Source organism: Pseudomonas sp. TS_SC_3 (assembly GCF_056156225.1).
Window position 1 is genome coordinate 2,190,872 of record NZ_CM149586.1, and the last position, 18,846, is coordinate 2,209,717.

Sequence of the window (18,846 nt, forward strand, 5' to 3'; positions counted from 1 at the left end):
GTTCCCGTAAGCTTCCTTGGCGAGCCGGTCAGCTTAAGCAGCTGTGGCTCTGGTCATCCAGCAAGGTCGCGATTGGCAACCTCACTGAGAATTCGTTCAAGCACTTGTTCAATCGAAAGTTCAGTGGAATCCAGTTGGATTGCATCGGCCGCCGGCTTGAGTGGGGCCACTGCACGCTGGGTATCGCGCTCATCGCGCACCTGAATCTCGTCGAGAAGACTCGCGAGGTTAACATCATCGCCCTTGGCCTTCAACTGCAAGTAGCGGCGACGGGCACGCTCCTCGGCGCTGGCGGTGAGAAAAATCTTCAAGGGTGCATGAGGAAATACCACCGTACCCATGTCGCGACCATCGGCAACTAGACCGGGCATTTCCTGAAAAGCTTGCTGGCGCTGCAGCAGGGCCTCACGCACGGCGGACAGCGACGCGACCTGCGAAGCACCGGCGCCGATCTGCTCGTTACGAATCAGATCCGTAACCTCTTCACCTTCCAAAATAATACGCTGACTATGGCCATCACCGGCCGCGATGAACTGCACATCCAGATGAGCGGCAAGCAGCTTCATGGCTTCTTCATTAGTCAGGTCAACGCCATGGTTACCCGCTGCAAACGCCAGCAGCCGATACAGCGCCCCCGAATCCAGCAAATTCCAACCCAACTGCTTAGCCAATAGGCCGGCAATGGTGCCTTTGCCGGAGCCGCTTGGCCCATCGATGGTGATAACCGGGGCGGCAATCATGCTTTGCCCTCCTCGGCTACACGAATACCCACCTGAGCCGACAGCGCGAGGAAGTTGGGAAACGAGGTGGCGACGTTGGCGCAATCGTGGATGCGGATCGGCGCCGTGGCACGCAGCGAGGCCACGCTGAACGACATGGCGATACGGTGATCACCGTGAGCCCAGACTTCGCCACCACCGATGCTGCCGCCTTCGATAATAATGCCGTCTGGTGTTGGCTCGGCATTGACACCGAGGGCAATCAAACCATCGACCATCACTTGAATGCGATCCGACTCTTTGACCCGCAGCTCTTCGGCGCCACGCAACACCGTGCGGCCTTCAGCCACCGATGCGGCCACGAATAGCACCGGAAACTCGTCGATGGCCAACGGCACCAAGTCTTCGGGGATATCAATGCCCTTGAGTTTGGCGCTGCGCACGCGAATATCAGCGACCGGTTCGCCACCGACTTCACGCTGATTTTCCAGGGTGATGTCGCCGCCCATCAGTTTGAGGATGTCGATAACGCCGGTACGGGTCGGGTTGATACCTACGTGCTCAAGCACCAGTTCCGAGTCTTCAGCAATGCTGCCGGCCACCAGGAAGAATGCGGCCGAGGAAATATCCGCGGGCACCTCGATATGGGTCGCGGTCAGTTTGTGGCCCGAGGTGACGCTGGCAGTGCTGCCCTCCACGCTTACCGGGTAACCAAAACCGCGCAGCATGCGCTCGGTATGATCACGGGTCGGCGCCGGCTCGGTCACCGAGGTGGTTCCAGCGGCGTAAAGCCCAGCCAACAACAAACAGGATTTAACCTGAGCGCTGGCCATGGGCATCTCGTAGTCCATACCAGTCAAACGCTGGCCGCCGCGAATAGTCAGCGGCGGACGACCTTCCGGAGCGGTGTCAATCACTGCGCCCATCTCACGTAGCGGTCTGGCCACACGATTCATCGGACGCTTGGTCAGTGAGGCATCGCCCGTCAGGGTGGTGTCGAAGGGTTGCGCAGCCAACAAGCCGGACAACAAACGCATCGAAGTGCCGGAATTACCCATGTAAAGCGGGCCAGCCGGCGCCTTCAGGCCATGCAGGCCGACGCCGTGCACGGTGACACGACCATGATGCGGGCCTTCGATGACCACGCCCATGTCGCGAAATGCCTGGATGGTCGCCAGCGCATCCTCGCCCTCTAGAAAGCCCTCAACCTGCGTGGTGCCTTTAGCCAGCGAACCGAGCATGATCGAGCGATGGGAAATGGATTTGTCACCCGGCACGCGAATACGCCCAGAGAGTTTGCCGCCAGGGTTAGCCAAAAAAATCAGATCATTCGAATGCATAGCGTCCACATAAGCCCTACGGGCCAAAATTTTGCCGAAATGCTCACGGGCCACGCGGGCGCGGGTGAAAACGCCCAACAATTGATGCCCATCCCCAGCGTCGACCGCGTCGCGCAGGGCGTCGAGGTCGTCGCGAAATACGTCCAGCGTGCGCAGCACCGCCTCGCGATTAGCGAGAAAGATGTCATGCCACATCACCGGATCACTGCCGGCGATGCGCGTGAAATCGCGAAAGCCGCCGGCGGCGTAACGAAAGATCTCCAGGTTTTCACTGCGCTTGGCCAATGAATCCACAAGGGTAAAAGCCAGCAAATGCGGCAGATGACTGGTCGCAGCCAGCACCTGATCGTGATGCTCGACCTCCATATGCTCAACATCCGCCCCCAGCTCGCGCCACAGAGCGTCAACCAGCGCCAGGGCTGCGTCATCACTCTGCTCACAGGGCGTGAGGATGACCTTATGGCGGCGGAACAGCTGCGCATTGGCGGCCTCCACCCCGCTCTGCTCGGAGCCGGCAATCGGGTGGCCCGGCACAAAGCGCACCGCTTTACCGCTAAAGGCCAGGCGCGCAGCGCGCACCACATTGCCTTTGGCGCTGCCGACATCCGTGAGCACCGCTTGCGCCAGGTCAAGCTTAGCCAGTTCAGCCAGAAGCTTTTCCATGGCCAGAATAGGCACCGCCAACTGGATTACATCAGCCCCCTGGCACGCAACTGCCAGGTCAGATTCGCATCGATCAACCACCCCCAACTCAACCGCCAGGCGACGCGACTCGTGGTCCAGATCGACCCCAATCACCTCGCGAAACAGGCCGCGCTCACGCGCCCCTTTGGCAAAGGAGCCACCGATGAGCCCCAGACCGATAACCACCAGGCGCCCGAGCTTAGGGCAGGCAGGTTGCACCGCAGTGACAACAGGTTTGGCTTCACTCACGCGCCCAGCACCTTGGCCAGGGCCTCAAGGAAGCGTGCGTTCTCAGCCGGCAAACCAATCGACACCCGCAGGAAGTTCGGCATGCCGTAACCGGCGACCGGACGCACGATAACGCCTGCACGCAACAGCGCCTGGTTGATCGCAGCTGTATCGCGGCCAAAGTCCACGGCAATAAAGTTGCCCATGGACGGTATCCAGCTCAGGCCCAACTCGCGCAGGCCAGCTTCCAGCTGCGCCATCCCAGCGTCATTGAGCTGGCGGCTTTGCGCCAGGTAATCGGCATCATCGAATGCGGCACACGCCGCCGCCAAGGCGAGACTGTTGACGTTGAATGGCTGACGCACGCGATTGAGCACGTCGGCGATCTGTGCCGAGCTGAGCGCATAGCCAACGCGCAACGCCGCTAAGCCATAGGCCTTGGAGAAGGTGCGCGAGACCAGCAGGTTGTCATAGCGCGCCAAGTACGTGAGGCCGTCCGGCAGCTCATCGCCTTCGGCGTACTCGATATAAGCCTCATCCAGCACCACCAGCACATTGCTGGGCACGCGAGCGAGAAAACGCTCCAGCGCGTCACGGCCGAACCAGGTACCAGTCGGGTTATTCGGGTTGGCGATAAACACCACACGGGTATTGGCATCAATGGCCGCGAGCATGGCTTCAAGGTCGTGACCGTAATCCTGCGCCGGCACCACCTTGCCTTGGGCACCAACCGCCTGGGTGGCGATCGGGTAAACGGCAAAGGCGTACTGGCTAAACACCGCATTCAGGCCCGGCGCTAGATAAGCACGGGCAACCAGATCAAGAATGTCGTTGGAACCATTACCCAGCGAGACCTGGCTGATGTCCACGCCACAACGCGAAGCCAAGCGGCTTTTCAGCTCGAAGCCATTGCCATCGGGGTAACGGGTCAGATCATTCAGCTCGCCACGAATCGCTTCCAGTACTTTAGGGCTAGGACCCAGCGGATTTTCGTTGCTGGCCAGCTTGACAATGCTGGCCGGGTCCAGATCCAGCTCACGCGCCAGCTCATCCACCGGCTTGCCCGGCACATAGGGCGACAGCTGCTGTACACCTGGCTGAGCCAGGGCGAGGAAATCAGTCATAGCAAAGCCTCACGCTTAAAGCCGCAAGCCCCAAGTACAGCCCGGCGTCGATGCGCGTGTAGCTTGAGACCTGAGGCATGCCGCAGCAGTTTTAGAGTACCGCTTTGGGGTAGGAGCCCAGCACCTTGAGCGCCACGGCTTCCTGATTGATCTTTTCCAGCACGCCCTTAACCAACGGGTCTCGATGGTGGCCGACGAAGTCGATAAAGAACACGTAGGTCCACTTGCCGCTGCGCGACGGGCGAGTTTCGATGCGGGTCAGGTCGATGCCACTATTGTGGAACGGCACCAACAGCTCGTGCAACGCACCCGGTTTGTTGCGCATGGAAATGATCACTGAGGTCTTGTCGTCGCCGGTCGGCGGCACTTCCTGGCTGCCGATGATCAAGAAGCGCGTGGAGTTGTCCGGACGGTCTTCAATCTTCTCCGCCAGCTTGGTCAGGCCGTACAGGCTGGCCGCCATATCACCGGCAATCGCCGCGCTGTTCCACTCGCTTTTCACCCGCTTGGCTGCGTCAGCATTGCTTGACACTGCAACGCGCTCAACATTCGGGTAATGCGCATCCAGCCACTTGCGGCACTGCGCCAGGGACTGCGCGTGGGAATAGATGCGGGTGATCTTGTCGGTTTTGGTGGTTTCACCGACCAGTAGGTGGTGGTGAATGCGCAGCTCGACTTCGCCACAAATGACCATGTCGTGTTCGAGGAAGCTGTCGAGGGTGTGGTTGATCGCGCCTTCGGTGGAGTTCTCCACCGGCACCACGCCGAAGTTAACCGCGCCGGCAGCCACTTCACGGAACACTTCATCGATAGCCGCCATAGGCACGCTGATCACCGCGTGGCCGAAGTGCTTCATCGCCGCCGCCTGGCTGAAGGTGCCTTCCGGGCCGAGGTAAGCGACCTTGAGCGGATTTTCCAGGGCCAGACAGGAGGACATGATTTCGCGGAACAGCCGCGCCATTTCCTCGTTACCCAGCGGCCCCTGATTGCGCTCCATGATGCGTTTAAGCACCTGGGCTTCGCGCTCCGGACGGTAAAACACCGGCTTCTCGCCTTCCGGCAGGGCCTTCATCTTCACCCGCGCGACTTCTTCGGCGCAGCTGGCGCGATCACTGATCAGCTCAAGGATTTTTTCATCGAGGCTATCGATACGCAGACGCAGCGCCTGCAGTTCCTGCTCGGAAACTGAATCCGTCATTAGCCGTGCTCCTTCTCGAACTCAGCCATGTAAGCGACCAACGCTGCAACAGCATCCAGGCCCACGGCGTTATAGATCGAGGCACGCATGCCGCCAACCGAACGGTGGCCTTTGAGATTGAGCAGGCCGCGCGCATCGGCGCCGGCGAGGAACGGCTTATCCAGCTTCTCGTCGGCCAGGCGGAACGGCACGTTCATCCAGGAGCGGGCGTTTACGGCAATCGGGTTGCTGTAGAAATCGCTGGTATCGATGGCCTTGTACAGCAGGTCTTTCTTGGCGCGGTTGATCCGCTCCATGGCGGCCACCCCGCCCTGCTCTTTCAGCCACTCGAACACCAAACCGGATAAGTACCAGGAGAAGGTCGCCGGGGTGTTGTACATCGAGCCGTTATCAGCAGCGACTTTGTAATTGAGCATGGTCGGGCAGACGTTACGGGCGCGGCCGAGCAGGTCTTCACGGACGATGGTCACGACCAGGCCACTGGGGCCAATGTTCTTCTGCGCGCCGGCGTAGATCAGGCCGAACTTCGATACATCGATCGGCCGCGAAAGGATGTCGGAAGACATGTCCGCCACCAACGGCACGTCACCCACCTCAGGAATCCAGTCGAACTGCAGGCCACCGATGGTTTCGTTGCTGGCGTAGTGCAGGTAGGCGGCGTCTTTCGACAGCTGCCACTCGTTCTGCCCAGGAATGGCGAAGTAGTCATAGGCCTTAGCGCTGGCGCCGACATTAACATTGCCGAAGCGGCTGGCTTCTTCGATGCTTTTCTTCGACCAAATACCGGTGTCGATGTAATCGGCGACGCCGTTTTCGGGCAACAGGTTGAGTGGAATCTCAGCGAACTGCTGGCTAGCACCGCCCTGTAAGAACAGCACCTTGTAGTCGGATGGAATCTCCATCAGATCACGCAGATCCTGCTCGGCCTTTTCCGCAATGGCGGTGTACTCGTCGCTGCGATGGCTCATCTCCATCACCGACAGGCCTTTGCCCTGCCAGTCGAGGAGTTCCGCCTGGGCGCGCTGCAGAACAGCCTCAGGAAGCGCGGCCGGGCCGGCGCAGAAGTTAAAGGCTCGCTTGCTCACATCCACTCTCGCTCAAGTTAGTGGGCGGGCTGGGCTTGCCAGCAGCCGCCAAATCTCACGCTGTTAGGGGCGAGCGCACTCGCCCCGACAGATCACTCCTCGACAGCCGAACCTTCTTCGGCAACGCCGTCGGCGGATTCGAGGGTTTCATCGACAATCACGTCAACAGCCTCTTCACCTTCCAGTAGCTCGTCGTCATCTTCAGCCGAAGGCTCCTGCACACGCTCAAGCCCCACCAAGGTTTCATCCTTGGCCAGCTTGATCAAGGTCACGCCCTGGGTGTTACGGCCAAGGCTGGAAATTTCGCTGACGCGGGTACGTACCAGGGTGCCTTGGTCGGAAATCAGCATGATTTCCTCACTTTCCAGCACCTGCACAGCGCCCACCAGCTTGCCGTTACGCTCGTTGCTGACCATGGCAATTACGCCCTGACCGCCACGGCCGCGACGTGGGAACTCGGCCATCGCCGTGCGCTTGCCGTAGCCACGCTCGGAGGCGGTGAGAATCTGCGCATCGGCCTCAGGAATCAGCATGGAGATAACCTCCTGCCCTTCCGGCAGACGCATGCCACGCACACCGCGAGCGGTACGACCCATGGTGCGCACCTTGCTTTCTTTGAAGCGAATCACCTTGCCGCCGTCCGAGAACATCATCACTTCACGGGCGCCGTCAGTCACGGCGGCGGAGATCAGGGTGTCATCTTCGTCCAGCTTGAGGGCGATCAAACCCGAGCTGCGCGGACGGCTGAACTGCACCAGCGGCGTTTTCTTCACGGTGCCTTTGGCCGTGGCCATAAAGATGTAGGCACCGGTCGGCTCATCCGGGGTGTCGTCGTCGGCGTCATCGCCTTCGGCCAGTTCTTCGACTTCTTCGGCCTCAACCACGACGCCTTCGATATCGTCTTGCTCGTCGCCTTCTGGCGCCTGCCGACGCAGTGCTTCCAGATCGACCTGCAGCATGGCGGTAATACGCTCGCCTTCGCCCAGCGGCAACAGGTTGACCAGCGGACGACCACGGGCAGCGCGCGAGGCTTCTGGAATTTCGTAGGTTTTCAGCCAGTACACCTTGCCCTTGCTGGAGAACAACAACAGCGTGGCGTGACTGTTGGCAACCAGCAGATGCTCGATGTAGTCCTCATCCTTCACGCCAGTGGCCGACTTACCTTTGCCGCCGCGACGCTGCGCCTGGTAGGCATGCAGCGGCTGGCTCTTGGCATAACCACTGTGAGAGATGGTGACCACACGCTCTTCTTCAGTGATCAGATCGGCCAGGCTCAGGTCGAGGCGGTTATCGAGAATTTCGGTACGACGCGCATCACCGAACTCAGCTTTGATCGCTTCGAGTTCTTCACGAATCACTTCCATCAAGCGCACAGAGCTGGTGAGGATGCGGATCAGCTCACCGATCTGGGTGAGGATTTCCTGGTATTCAGCCAGCAGCTTTTCATGCTCAAGGCCGGTCAGACGGTGCAGACGCAGCTCGAGGATGGCCTGAGCCTGCTCTGGCGAGAGGAAGTACTTACCGTCGCGCAGACCGTACTGCGGGTCGAGGTCATCCGGGCGACAGGTATCAGCACCGGCGCGTTCGACCATGGTTTCCACTGCACTGGATTCCCACGGCGTGGCAATCAGCGCCAGCTTGGCTTCAGCCGGGGTTGGCGAGGCCTTGATCAACGCGATAACCGGGTCAATGTTGGACAGCGCAACCGCCTGGCCTTCAAGGATATGGCCACGCTCACGGGCCTTGCGCAGCTCAAACACCGTGCGGCGAGTGACCACTTCACGGCGGTGCAGGATAAAGGCTTCGAGCATGTCCTTGAGGTTAAGGATCTTCGGCTGGCCATCAATCAGGGCCACCACGTTGATACCAAACACGCACTGCATCTGGGTCTGAGCGTAGAGGTTGTTAAGCACCACTTCCGGCACTTCACCGCGGCGCAGTTCGATGACGATGCGCATGCCGTCTTTGTCGGACTCATCGCGCAGCTCGGTGATGCCTTCGAGTTTCTTCTCTTTAACCAGCTCGGCGATCTTCTCGATCAAGCGCGCCTTGTTCAGCTGATACGGCAGCTCGCTGACGATGATCTGCTGGCGACCGCCGACCTTGTCGATGTCTTCAATGATGGCGCGGGCACGCATGTAGATGCGGCCACGGCCAGTGCGGTAAGCCTCGATGATGCCGGCGCGACCGTTGATGATCGCCGCCGTCGGGAAGTCCGGACCGGGGATGTACTGCATCAACTCATCAACGGTCAGCTCGCCGTTGTCGATCAAGGCCAGGCAGCCGTTGATCACTTCCGTGAGGTTGTGCGGCGGGATATTAGTGGCCATGCCCACGGCGATACCGCTGGAACCATTGACCAGCAGGTTAGGCACTTTAGTCGGCATAACCGCCGGGATCATTTCAGTGCCGTCGTAGTTCGGCACCCAGTCCACGGTTTCTTTGTGCAGGTCAGCCAGCAACTCATGGGCCAGCTTGGTCATGCGCACTTCGGTGTAACGCATGGCGGCTGCGTTATCGCCGTCCACCGAACCAAAGTTGCCCTGACCGTCCACCAGCAGGTAACGCAGCGAGAATGGCTGCGCCATCCGTACGATGGTGTCGTACACCGCGGTATCACCGTGCGGATGGTACTTACCGATGACGTCACCGACCACACGGGCGGACTTCTTGTATGCCTTGTTCCAGTCGTTGCCCAACTCACTCATGGCAAACAGTACACGGCGGTGCACGGGCTTCAAGCCATCGCGTGCATCCGGCAGTGCGCGCCCGACAATTACGCTCATCGCGTAGTCGAGGTAAGACTGCTTGAGTTCGTCTTCAATATTGACCGGGAGGATTTCTTTGGCCAGTTCGCCCATGAGTAGCCTTGTTCCTTTTTCTGGTGAAACTCCGCGCCGTTCGTCCTGAACGAGGCAGAGTCTGTCGCTGTGCCTTGCGGCTCATAACGACTCACGACAAATCAATAAGTTATGCCATGTATCTGCGCAGGTAAGAGGGCCATAACGAGCACCCTCGAAAACCGCCGGAGCTTACCACAATCACCGCAGCGCACCTATCCCCAGCGCCTGCCGACCGACTAGGTGCGCGCACCCGCAGAAAACTCAGTGCAGGCGCTTACGGCACATCAGTTGCGCGATTTTTTCCGCATCGGGGCGATCCACGACCCCCTTCTCGGTGACGATAAAGTCAATCAGGTCGGCTGGGGTCACATCGAACACCGGATTGAGCGCCTCAATGCCATCGGCAATGCGCTGACCGCCTAATTCCAACAGCTCAGCGGCGTCGCGCTCTTCCAGCACGATGTCGTCACCATGCTCGGTGGCCATATCAATGGTCGAACTGGGCGCGACCACCATAAAGCGCACGCCATGGTGCATGGCATTCACCGCCAGCTGGTAGGTGCCGATTTTGTTGGCCACATCGCCATTGGCGGCGATGCGATCCGCCCCAACGATGACCCAGGTGATGCCACGGGTTTTCATCACGTGCGCGGCCGCCGAGTCGACATTGACCGTGACCGGAATGCCGTCTTGCGCCAACTCCCAGGCAGTCAGGCGTGAGCCCTGCAGCCAAGGCCGGGTCTCATCGGCATACACCCGCTCCAGCAAGCCGTCGTGAAAGGCCGCGCGAATAACGCCCAGCGCTGTACCGAAACCGCCAGTGGCCAGGACGCCAGCGTTGCAGTGGGTCAGCAGGTTTTGCTGATGACCCTGATGCCGACGAATCAGGTCAACACCCAGCTGAGCCATGGTCAGGTTGGCTTCGCGGTCGCTCTGATGAATGCCGATGGCCACACGCTCAAGCTGCGCCAGCACATCCTCGTCATCCTTAAGCCGATCCAGACGCTCACGCATGCACTGGAGCGCCCAGAACAGATTGACTGCCGTCGGCCGCGAGGCGGCCAGCAGGTCAAAATCCGCACTAATGGCCACGCGCCACGCCTCACCTGCCAGCAAGCGCGCACGCGCAGCCAGAACAATCGCATAGGCTGCGGTGATGCCGATCGCGGGCGCACCCCGCACGACCATCGTACGAATTGCCTGCGCCACATCCGCCGCAGCGTCATAGCGCAACCAAGTCTCCTTAAAGGGCAACGCGCGCTGATCCAGCAGGTGCAGAGCGCCGTCACGCCACTCAATGGCCCTGACTTTCTCTGCCGCTAGCAATTGCTCGCGCATCTCACACCTCCGCCGCAAAAAGCCGACCATTATACGCACAGCACCCCGTCTATCGCGCCAGATCAGCCGCGTGCAGCTTCAAGCTTAGGGCTTTCCCCTATAAACTTGCCGCCTCAATGACTGTCGGAAGCGCCCCCATGCCCCAAGCCCCACTCGACCTATTGCTCCTGCCCACCTGGCTGGTCCCGGTCGAACCTGCTGGCGTGGTGTTAAAAGAGCACGGCCTGGGCATCCGTGACGGCCGTATCGCGCTAATCGCGCCACGCACTGAGGCGCTCAAGCATGCTGCTTTAGAGGTGCGTGAACTGCCAGGCCGACTGCTCACGCCAGGCCTGGTGAATGCTCACGGGCATGCCGCCATGACTTTATTTCGCGGCTTGGCGGATGACTTACCGCTAATGACTTGGCTGGAGCAGCACATCTGGCCGGCCGAGGCGAAGTGGGTCAACGAGCAGTTTGTCCAGGACGGCACTGAACTGGCCATCGCCGAACAGCTCAAAGGCGGCATCACCTGCTTCTCCGACATGTATTTCTTCCCGGAAACCGCCAGCCAACTGGTGCACAGCAGCGGCATCCGTGCGCAAATCACTATTCCCGTGCTGGATTTCCCCATCCCCGGCGCGCGCGACGCTGACGAGTCCCTGCGCAAAGGCCTGAATCTGTTCGACGACCTCAAGCACCACCCGCGCTTGAGCGTCGCCTTTGGCCCCCACGCACCTTATACGGTGAGCGACGACAAGCTGGAAAATATCCGCATGCTGTCCGAAGAGCTGGACGCCGGCATTCATATGCATGTGCACGAAACGGCCTTCGAAGTGCAGCAAAGCCTGGAGCAGCGCGGCGAGCGACCAATGGCCCGGTTGGCGCGCCTGGGCCTGCTTGGCCCGCGCTTTCAGGCCGTGCACATGACCCAGATTAATGATGACGACCTGGCCCTGCTGGTGGAGAGCAACAGCAGCGTGATTCACTGCCCGGAATCCAACCTGAAACTGGCCAGCGGCTTCTGCCCGGTGGAAAAACTCTGGCAGGCCGGCGTCAACGTCGCCATCGGCACCGATGGCGCGGCGAGCAACAACGATCTCGACCTGCTCGGCGAAACCCGCACCGCTGCCTTGCTGGCTAAAGCGGTTGCAGGTTCAGCCACCGCCCTGGATGCCCACCGCGCACTGCGCATGGCTACGCTGAACGGCGCCCGCGCCCTCGGCCTGGATGAGCAAATCGGCTCGCTAGAACCGGGCAAGGCGGCGGATATCGTCGCATTCAACCTTTCCGGCCTGGCCCAGCAGCCGGTCTATGACCCGGTTTCGCAGCTGCTTTATGCCGGAGGGCGTGCCTGCGTCGAACACCTCTGGGTTGGCGGTAAGCACCTGCTCGACGACGGACAACTGACGCGTCTGGACGAACAACGGATCATCGCCAATGCCCGCGCCTGGGGGGCGAAAATCGCCCAGCGCTAGCATCACCCTGAGGGCTTGTAGGAGGGGCTTTAGCCGCGAAAATGTGGGACCTTATTTGCCCTCGCGACTAAAGCTCCCCCCAGCAACACAGAGCAACACCCACCAGTGCGACAAACTGACATACATTGGTCGTCCAACGGGCGTCCACTCCACCCGGCGAAACTGGCACCATGAGCATCTTGCGCTCCCACTCTCGTCGCAGCCTGATTCGTAGGGATTAATATGAGCAACGTAGACCACGCCGAAATCGCCAAATTCGAAGCGCTCGCCCACCGCTGGTGGGACCGCGAAAGCGAATTCAAGCCACTGCATGACATCAATCCGCTACGCGTTAACTGGATCGACGAACGCGTCGGCTTGGCCGGTAAAAAGGTACTCGACGTCGGCTGCGGGGGCGGCATCCTCAGTGAGTCCATGGCGCAACGCGGCGCAAGCGTCACCGGCATCGACATGGGTGAAGCGCCACTAGCCGTGGCTCAGCTGCACCAGCTGGAGTCGGGGGTAAACGTCGAATACCGGCAGATCACCGCAGAAGCGCTGGCCATCGAGATGCCCGAGCAGTTCGATGTAGTCACCTGCTTGGAAATGCTTGAGCACGTGCCCGACCCCGCGTCGGTGATCAGCGCTTGCTACCGCATGGTTAAGCCTGGCGGTCAGGTGTTCTTCTCCACCATCAACCGCAATCCTAAGGCGTACCTGTTCGCCATTATTGGCGCGGAATACCTACTGCGCCTGCTGCCGCGCGGCACCCATGACTTCAAGAAATTTATCCGCCCGTCCGAACTGGGCGCCTGGAGCCGCGAGGCAGGCTTTGAGGTCAAGGACATCATCGGCCTGACCTACAACCCGCTAAGCAAACGCTACAAGCTGGAAGCCGATGTCGACGTCAACTACATGATCCAAACCCTGCGCGAGGAGTAAGCGCATGCGTTTACGAGCAGTTCTATTTGACATGGACGGCACCCTGCTCGACAGCGCGCCGGACTTTATCGCCATCTGCCAAGCCATGCGCAGTGAGCGCGGTCTGCCGCCGATTAGCGACAAGCTGATCCGTGATCAGGTGTCCGGCGGTGCGCGCGCCATGGTCGCCGCCAACTTTGCCATGGACCCCGAGGCCGCCGAATTTGAAGCCCTGCGCCTGGAATTTCTTGAGCGCTATCAACACCACTGCGCGGTGCTCACACGGCCATTTGACGGCATGCATGAACTGCTCCGCGATATCGAGCAGGCCAAGCTGATCTGGGGCGTAGCCACCAACAAGCCGGTGCGTTACGCCGAGCCGATCATGCAGCAACTCGGCCTGGCGCAACGGTCAGCGGTACTGGTTTGCCCGGATCATGTCAGCCGCAGCAAGCCGGATCCGGAAATGATCCTGCTGGCCTGCGAAAAAATCGGTGTACCCCCTGCCGCCACGCTGTTTATTGGTGATGACGAGCGCGATATCGAAGCCGGTCGCGCCGCCGGCTGCAAAACGGCCGCCGTCACGTACGGCTATATTCACCCACAGGACAACCCACGCAACTGGGGCGCCGATGTGGTGGTGGACCATCCATCGGAGCTGCGCACGGTGCTCGAACGGGCACTGTGCGGCTGCTGAAGACTGCCCGTCGGGCGCGCACAGACGCCGCCCGCTTTTAAAGAGATGAGGCTTACCCATGTTTGACTATTCCGCTCGCCCCGACTTACTCAAAGGCCGCGTGATTCTGGTGACCGGTGCCGGCCGTGGCATCGGCGCAACCGCTGCCAAAACTTTTGCCGCCCACGGCGCAACCGTATTGCTGCTGGGTAAAACCGAAGAGAACCTCAGCCGCGTGTATGACGCCATCGAAGCCGCTGGCCACCCGCAGGCCGCAGTTATTCCCTTCAACCTGGAAACCGCTCTGCCGCATCAGTACGACGAACTGGCGGCAATGATCGAAGCCGAGTTCGGCAAACTCGACGGCCTGCTGCACAACGCCTCGATCATCGGCCCGCGCACGCCACTGGAGCAGCTGTCCGGCGACAATTTCATGCGCGTGATGCAGGTCAACGTCAACGCCATGTTTATGCTCACCAGCACCCTACTGCCGCTGCTCAAGCTTTCGGCGGATGCCTCGGTGGTGTTCACCTCCAGCAGCGTCGGCCGCAAAGGCCGCGCCTACTGGGGCGCCTATGCGGTGTCCAAATTCGCCACTGAAGGCCTGATGCAGGTGCTCGCCGACGAGACCGACGGCATTGCCAGCGTACGCGCCAACAGCGTCAACCCAGGTGCCACCCGCACTGATATGCGCGCCCAGGCCTACCCAGGGGAAAACCCGCAGAACAACCCGCTGCCAGAGGCCATCATGCCGGTTTACCTGTACTTAATGGGGCCAGACAGCACGGGCGTTAACGGCCAGGCATTTGACGCGCAGTGAATCACGGCCTGCTGCACATCGATGCTGCGGGGTTAAAAATCCGCTTCCACACCGTTTGACCAGCCGCTGGCTGCGACTCACGTAGCGCCTTACAGGCCTCTGGCTTGCAAGGCCTTCAGCAGCCCTTAAAGGGTTGCGCCGGTTTCCCGGCGGCAGCGGATTTGACTGGCAGCCAATTGCCAGCAGGCCCGCCAGTTAACCGGCAAAAGCTTGCCGCTACGCCGCTTAACTGGCCAGCAAGCCCATGAAAATAAAGCACTTTTTATTAAAAAATAAAATTGGCACGAAATTCGCTCTATCCCCACTAGTCGTCGCGAATAGCGCTAGAGGTAGAGCTTCATGGCCCCGCACAACCAGTCCAACACCATTGATTTTGACGCTGCCAAGTTGCAGCGTCTTGGCTATGCCAGCCGCATTCAGAAAACCCTGAAGCCGGTCAGCCTGGCGCAACTGCGCCAGCAATTAAGCCTGCGCCTGCAAACCTCACTGGAAGCAGAACGCATCCTGGAATTGTTTTTCAGCGAAGTGCAGCGCCTGGTTCCACTCGGCGCACTGAGCTATCAGCTGGCCTCCTGCGACCTGCGCCTGGATTTAGGCGAGCGCGGCAATCACTCGGCTGGCTACCGCCTGAATCATGAAGGCGAGTACCTCGGCGAGCTGACCTTCCGCCGCAACCAGCGTTTTAGCGAGGAAGAGCTTGGCCAACTTGAATCGTTGCTCGCCAGCCTGCTGTTTCCGCTGCGTAACGCACTGCTGTACCGCGCTGCGTTGCAAACAGCCTTGCGCGACCCCCTGACCGATACCGGCAACCGCATTGCCATGGAGCAGGCGCTCAAGCGCGAGATAGACATTGCGCGACGGACCCTGCAGCCCTTATCGATACTGATGGTGGATATCGATCACTTCAAACGTGTTAACGACAACCACGGTCACATCACGGGCGATGAAGCACTCAAAGCCGTCGCCAGCGCATTAAAAGACAGCCTGCGCAATGTCGATATGGTGTTCCGCTATGGCGGCGAAGAATTCATGGTGCTGCTCTCCGGCACCAGCCGTGAAGCCGCATCGATGATTGGCGAACGCCTGCGCATGGCGGTTCTGGGGATTCAGTACCTGGTCGAGAACCGCGCCATCGAACTGTCGGTGAGCCTCGGTTGCGCCAGCCTGCTGCCGGGTGAGTCGATGGAAAGCCTGCTGCGCCGCGCCGACAACGCGCTGTACGTCTCCAAGCGCGACGGGCGCAATCGTCTGTCGATGGCCGGGTAAAACACCCAGAAAAAATCGCCGAGCGAAATTGTTAACGTCGCGCAGCGACGACCTACAAGGTAGCCGCCATGGAAGGCAGGACCAAAAAAGGCGACCCGAGGGTCGCCTTTTTTTATACCCACCGCAATGGATTACTCCGGCTTAGGGCCACGACCAAAGCCTGGGCGCTGACCTTCGCGACTCGGCTGGCTGCGACGCTTGGCCGGCGCACCGGCGGGCTTGCGCGCCGGACGATCCGTCAAACCAACGCCTGGGCGTTGTGCACCCGGCTTGGCCGGACGCTTGTTGTTGACATCACGTGGACGCTCAGCAACCGGTGTACCTTTGCTTTGGTCATCGCGCGGTGCACGCGGGGTGCGCACAGGACGCTCGCCACGCTCAGCACCTTCGCCACGGGCCGGACGCGAACGCCCCTGATCGCTACCCGCTGCCGGGCCGCCACCGTGAGCGGGACGCAACGTCCGCTCGGGACGTGCGGCGCGACCCACCGGCTTGGCCGACTTGCGCTGCAGGCGGTCAATCTTGTCGCGGGCTTTTTCCTTCATATCCGGCAAGGCCACCGACTTAAGGCCGACTTCCTCGCTGAGGATATCCACTTCGCGCTGGCTCATTTCGCGCCAGCGGCCCATGGTCAGGTCCGAGGTGATAAATACCGGACCGAAACGCACGCGCTTCAGACGGCTCACCACCAACCCCTGAGATTCCCACAAACGACGCACTTCGCGGTTACGGCCTTCCATCACCACGCAGTGGTACCAGTGGTTGAAGCCTTCGCCGCCGGGCGCTTCCTTAATGTCTGTAAACTTGGCCGGGCCGTCTTCGAGCATCACGCCGGCTTTCAGGCGTTCGATCATCTCTTCGTCAACTTCGCCCCGCACGCGCACGGCGTACTCGCGGTCCATCTGGAAGGACGGGTGCATCAGACGGTTGGCCAGCTCACCGTCAGTGGTGAACATCAGCAAACCGGTGGTGTTGATGTCGAGACGACCGATGTTGATCCAGCGGCCATCTTTCGGGCGTGGCAGACGGTCAAACACGGTTGGACGGCCTTCCGGGTCGTCGCGGGTGCAGATCTCACCTTCGGGCTTGTTATAGATAATCACGCGGCGCACGCTTTCGGCGGCTTCTTCGCGGCGGATCACCTTGCCATCGACGGCAATTGCGTCGTGCAGGTCAACACGCACGCCTAGGCTGGCGACTGCACCATTGACCTTGACGCGACCGGCACTGATCCACGATTCGATTTCACGGCGTGAAGCCAGGCCCATACGCGCCATGACTTTCTGCAGTTTTTCGCCTGCTGGGGTGTATTCTTCGGTTTCACTCATCTGGGCACCTCCCGGTGTTTTCTCTGGTGATTAGGACGATCAAGGCGAAGCCTATTCGTCGAAGGGCCGCGGAGCATACGCGAAACGCGGCGCGGACGCACGGGCTGAGGCAAGCAGCCTGATCGGCGGCGGTCAGCGTTTGCGCTGACCGATGGTCGCCAAACTCAGCAAGCGCATGTCTGCTTCGGCCAAAACGAGGCGCCGGGAAGCCTTACTGAGCTTCTTCCAGCCCTTAATCTCCGCTTTACTGCGCCCACAGCCAAGACAAACGTCGCGCTCGAACTTGCACAGTTTGATGCAGGGATCTTTCACCGCGCTAACCCCCTCGTAGGCGCACACTGCGCATTAGTCAGGCAGCCGCTCTTTATCCAGGATTTGGTGAGCGTCATCGGCATCATCAAGCTCATCATCCTGTTCGGGTAAATCATCGAAGTCAGTCTTAAGCCCCTGCTCCATCGAGTCGAGCTCAGCCAGCAGGCTGCTGAAGCTGGTTTCTTCGCCCGCTTCCGCCGCTGGCTCGTCAGCCAGGGCCAGGTCAGCACGGGCCTGCAAGCTTTGCGGCGCCTCTAGATCATCTTCAAAGGCCAGCACAGGCTCCGGCTCAAGCTCGCGCAGGGCTGCCAGAGGCGGTAATTGGTCAAGACTTTTAAGGTTGAAATGGTCGAGAAACGCCTTGGTGGTGGCGAACATGGCCGGTTTACCCGGTACATCGCGGTGACCCACCACGCGAATCCACTCGCGCTCCAACAGGGTTTTGACGATGTGACTGTTGACCGCCACACCACGCACATCCTCGATCTCGCCACGGGTAATCGGCTGACGGTAGGCAATCAGCGCCAGGGTTTCCAGCATGGCGCGCGAGTAACGCTGCGGGCGCTCCTCCCACAACCGACCGACCCACGGCGCGTATTTTTCACGCACTTGCAAACGGTAGCCGGAAGCGACCTCAACCAACTCAAAAGCCCGCCCCTCGCAGGACTTAGCCAGGTGTACCAGAGCTTTCTTGAACACTGTCGGCCCGGGCCGCTCGGCCTCTTCGAAGAGTTCGTACAGACGCTCCAGTGATTGCGGCTTACCGGAGGCCAGCAGAAAGGCTTCAAGCAGGCTGGCCAGCTCACGCGGTTCGTTAAGATTCATGCTTATTCAGCCCGCGCACGCACATGGATGGGCCCGAAAGCCTCGTTCTGCACCAGCTCGACCAATGACTCCTTGATCAATTCCAGCACGGCCATAAAAGTCACCACCACACCCAACTTGCCTTCATCGGCGCTAAACAGGCTGACGAACGGCACAAATTCACCACCTTTGAGTCGCTCGAGCACCTCACTCATGCGCTCGCGAGTCGACAGCGCCTCGCGGGTAACCTGGTGGCTCTCAAACATATCGGCGCGGCGCAGCACTTCGGCCATCGACAGCAGCACTTCTTCCAGGCTGACATCGGGCAGCAGCTTGCGCGCACGCGCTTCGGGGGCATCCAGGCGCGGCACCGTAAGGTCACGTCCTACCCGGCTTAGGCCATCAATGCCTTCAGCGGCGGCCTTATAGCGCTCGTATTCCTGCAAGCGGCGGATCAACTCGGCGCGCGGGTCGTCTTCCTCCGCTTCTATCTCACTGGAACGCGGCAGCAGCATGCGCGACTTGATCTCGGCAAGCATGGCTGCCATTACCAAGTACTCGGCCGCCAATTCCAGGCGCACCGACTGCATCAACTCGACGTAGCCCATGTACTGGCGGGTGATTTCCGCCACCGGGATGTCCAACACGTCGATGTTTTGTTTGCGGATCAAATACAGCAGCAGGTCCAGCGGGCCTTCAAAGGCTTCGAGAAACACCTCCAGGG

General features: G+C 60.4%; 16 protein-coding genes. 5 read left to right on the forward strand and 11 right to left on the reverse strand.

What is annotated here, in order from left to right; all coding sequences use genetic code 11:
* Positions 1 to 53: 53 nt before the first annotated feature.
* The 7 genes from cmk to mtnA form a co-directional block, all read right to left on the reverse strand.
* Complete coding sequence (gene cmk / locus AC0J6G_RS10595) at positions 54 to 740, reverse strand: (d)CMP kinase (RefSeq protein WP_475247530.1); 687 nt, start codon at positions 738 to 740, stop codon at positions 54 to 56.
* Complete coding sequence (locus AC0J6G_RS10600) at positions 737 to 2,992, reverse strand: bifunctional prephenate dehydrogenase/3-phosphoshikimate 1-carboxyvinyltransferase (RefSeq protein ID WP_475247532.1); 2,256 nt, start codon at positions 2,990 to 2,992, stop codon at positions 737 to 739. The genes cmk and AC0J6G_RS10600 overlap by 4 nt, the downstream gene beginning before the upstream one ends.
* On the reverse strand, positions 2,989 to 4,095 hold the full coding sequence (gene hisC / locus AC0J6G_RS10605) for a histidinol-phosphate transaminase (protein WP_475247534.1): 1,107 nt from the start codon (positions 4,093 to 4,095) through the stop codon (positions 2,989 to 2,991). Before hisC ends, AC0J6G_RS10600 begins: the two co-directional genes overlap by 4 nt.
* 91 nt (positions 4,096 to 4,186) lie before the next feature.
* Positions 4,187 to 5,293 carry a prephenate dehydratase gene (gene pheA, locus AC0J6G_RS10610; protein ID WP_475247536.1) on the reverse strand — a complete coding sequence of 369 codons (1,107 nt, stop codon included), beginning with the start codon at positions 5,291 to 5,293 and terminating at the stop codon, positions 4,187 to 4,189.
* Positions 5,293 to 6,378, reverse strand: coding sequence for a 3-phosphoserine/phosphohydroxythreonine transaminase (serC, locus tag AC0J6G_RS10615; RefSeq protein ID WP_475247538.1), 1,086 nt, complete (start codon positions 6,376 to 6,378; stop codon positions 5,293 to 5,295). The genes pheA and serC overlap by 1 nt, the downstream gene beginning before the upstream one ends.
* A gap of 92 nt (positions 6,379 to 6,470) precedes the next feature.
* On the reverse strand, positions 6,471 to 9,239 hold the full coding sequence (gene gyrA / locus AC0J6G_RS10620) for a DNA gyrase subunit A (protein WP_475247540.1): 2,769 nt from the start codon (positions 9,237 to 9,239) through the stop codon (positions 6,471 to 6,473).
* A gap of 243 nt (positions 9,240 to 9,482) precedes the next feature.
* The gene (mtnA, locus tag AC0J6G_RS10625) at positions 9,483 to 10,559 is read right to left on the reverse strand and encodes an S-methyl-5-thioribose-1-phosphate isomerase (RefSeq protein WP_475247542.1); all 1,077 of its coding nucleotides are present in this window, start codon (positions 10,557 to 10,559) and stop codon (positions 9,483 to 9,485) included.
* Between the two features lie 137 nt (positions 10,560 to 10,696).
* Here mtnA and AC0J6G_RS10630 point away from each other — a divergent pair, with 137 nt between their 5' ends.
* From AC0J6G_RS10630 to AC0J6G_RS10650, 5 genes are all read left to right on the forward strand, one after another.
* Positions 10,697 to 12,016, forward strand: a complete 1,320-nt coding sequence (locus tag AC0J6G_RS10630) for a TRZ/ATZ family hydrolase (RefSeq protein ID WP_475247544.1) — start codon at positions 10,697 to 10,699, stop codon at positions 12,014 to 12,016.
* A gap of 222 nt (positions 12,017 to 12,238) precedes the next feature.
* Positions 12,239 to 12,937, forward strand: a complete 699-nt coding sequence (ubiG, locus tag AC0J6G_RS10635; RefSeq protein WP_475247546.1) for a bifunctional 2-polyprenyl-6-hydroxyphenol methylase/3-demethylubiquinol 3-O-methyltransferase UbiG — start codon at positions 12,239 to 12,241, stop codon at positions 12,935 to 12,937.
* 4 nt (positions 12,938 to 12,941) lie between these two features.
* A complete protein-coding gene (gene mupP / locus AC0J6G_RS10640; protein ID WP_475247548.1) occupies positions 12,942 to 13,613 on the forward strand; it encodes an N-acetylmuramic acid 6-phosphate phosphatase MupP in 672 nt (223 codons plus the stop codon).
* A 58-nt stretch (positions 13,614 to 13,671) separates the two neighbouring features.
* The gene (locus AC0J6G_RS10645) at positions 13,672 to 14,412 is read left to right on the forward strand and encodes a YciK family oxidoreductase (RefSeq protein ID WP_475247550.1); all 741 of its coding nucleotides are present in this window, start codon (positions 13,672 to 13,674) and stop codon (positions 14,410 to 14,412) included.
* Between the two features lie 339 nt (positions 14,413 to 14,751).
* The gene (locus AC0J6G_RS10650; RefSeq protein WP_475247552.1) at positions 14,752 to 15,678 is read left to right on the forward strand and encodes a GGDEF domain-containing protein; all 927 of its coding nucleotides are present in this window, start codon (positions 14,752 to 14,754) and stop codon (positions 15,676 to 15,678) included.
* Positions 15,679 to 15,809: 131 nt separating this feature from the next.
* Here the strand turns inward: AC0J6G_RS10650 and rluB are convergent, their stop codons facing one another.
* From rluB to AC0J6G_RS10670, 4 genes are all read right to left on the reverse strand, one after another.
* A complete protein-coding gene (gene rluB, locus AC0J6G_RS10655; RefSeq protein WP_475247554.1) occupies positions 15,810 to 17,006 on the reverse strand; it encodes a 23S rRNA pseudouridine(2605) synthase RluB in 1,197 nt (398 codons plus the stop codon).
* 132 nt (positions 17,007 to 17,138) lie between these two features.
* On the reverse strand, positions 17,139 to 17,345 hold the full coding sequence (locus tag AC0J6G_RS10660) for a DUF1289 domain-containing protein (RefSeq protein WP_475247556.1): 207 nt from the start codon (positions 17,343 to 17,345) through the stop codon (positions 17,139 to 17,141).
* Positions 17,346 to 17,351: 6 nt separating this feature from the next.
* The gene (gene scpB, locus AC0J6G_RS10665) at positions 17,352 to 18,143 is read right to left on the reverse strand and encodes an SMC-Scp complex subunit ScpB (RefSeq protein ID WP_475247558.1); all 792 of its coding nucleotides are present in this window, start codon (positions 18,141 to 18,143) and stop codon (positions 17,352 to 17,354) included.
* A 2-nt stretch (positions 18,144 to 18,145) separates the two neighbouring features.
* Positions 18,146 to 18,844 carry a segregation and condensation protein A gene (locus AC0J6G_RS10670; protein WP_475253689.1) on the reverse strand — a complete coding sequence of 233 codons (699 nt, stop codon included), beginning with the start codon at positions 18,842 to 18,844 and terminating at the stop codon, positions 18,146 to 18,148.
* Positions 18,845 to 18,846 lie beyond the last annotated feature (2 nt).

Excerpts from the sequence above, each read along its gene's own strand:
- cmk (WP_475247530.1), bottom strand. The coding sequence starts at position 740 with ATGATTGCCGCCCCGGTTATCACCATCGATGGGCCAAGCGGCTCCGGC.
- hisC (WP_475247534.1), bottom strand. The coding sequence starts at position 4,095 with ATGACTGATTTCCTCGCCCTGGCTCAGCCAGGTGTACAGCAGCTGTCG.
- pheA (WP_475247536.1), bottom strand. The coding sequence starts at position 5,293 with ATGACGGATTCAGTTTCCGAGCAGGAACTGCAGGCGCTGCGTCTGCGT.
- gyrA (WP_475247540.1), bottom strand. The coding sequence starts at position 9,239 with ATGGGCGAACTGGCCAAAGAAATCCTCCCGGTCAATATTGAAGACGAA.
- mtnA (WP_475247542.1), bottom strand. The coding sequence starts at position 10,559 with ATGCGCGAGCAATTGCTAGCGGCAGAGAAAGTCAGGGCCATTGAGTGG.
- AC0J6G_RS10630 (WP_475247544.1), top strand. The coding sequence starts at position 10,697 with ATGCCCCAAGCCCCACTCGACCTATTGCTCCTGCCCACCTGGCTGGTC.
- ubiG (WP_475247546.1), top strand. The coding sequence starts at position 12,239 with ATGAGCAACGTAGACCACGCCGAAATCGCCAAATTCGAAGCGCTCGCC.
- mupP (WP_475247548.1), top strand. The coding sequence starts at position 12,942 with ATGCGTTTACGAGCAGTTCTATTTGACATGGACGGCACCCTGCTCGAC.
- AC0J6G_RS10645 (WP_475247550.1), top strand. The coding sequence starts at position 13,672 with ATGTTTGACTATTCCGCTCGCCCCGACTTACTCAAAGGCCGCGTGATT.
- AC0J6G_RS10650 (WP_475247552.1), top strand. The coding sequence starts at position 14,752 with ATGGCCCCGCACAACCAGTCCAACACCATTGATTTTGACGCTGCCAAG.
- rluB (WP_475247554.1), bottom strand. The coding sequence starts at position 17,006 with ATGAGTGAAACCGAAGAATACACCCCAGCAGGCGAAAAACTGCAGAAA.
- scpB (WP_475247558.1), bottom strand. The coding sequence starts at position 18,143 with ATGAATCTTAACGAACCGCGTGAGCTGGCCAGCCTGCTTGAAGCCTTT.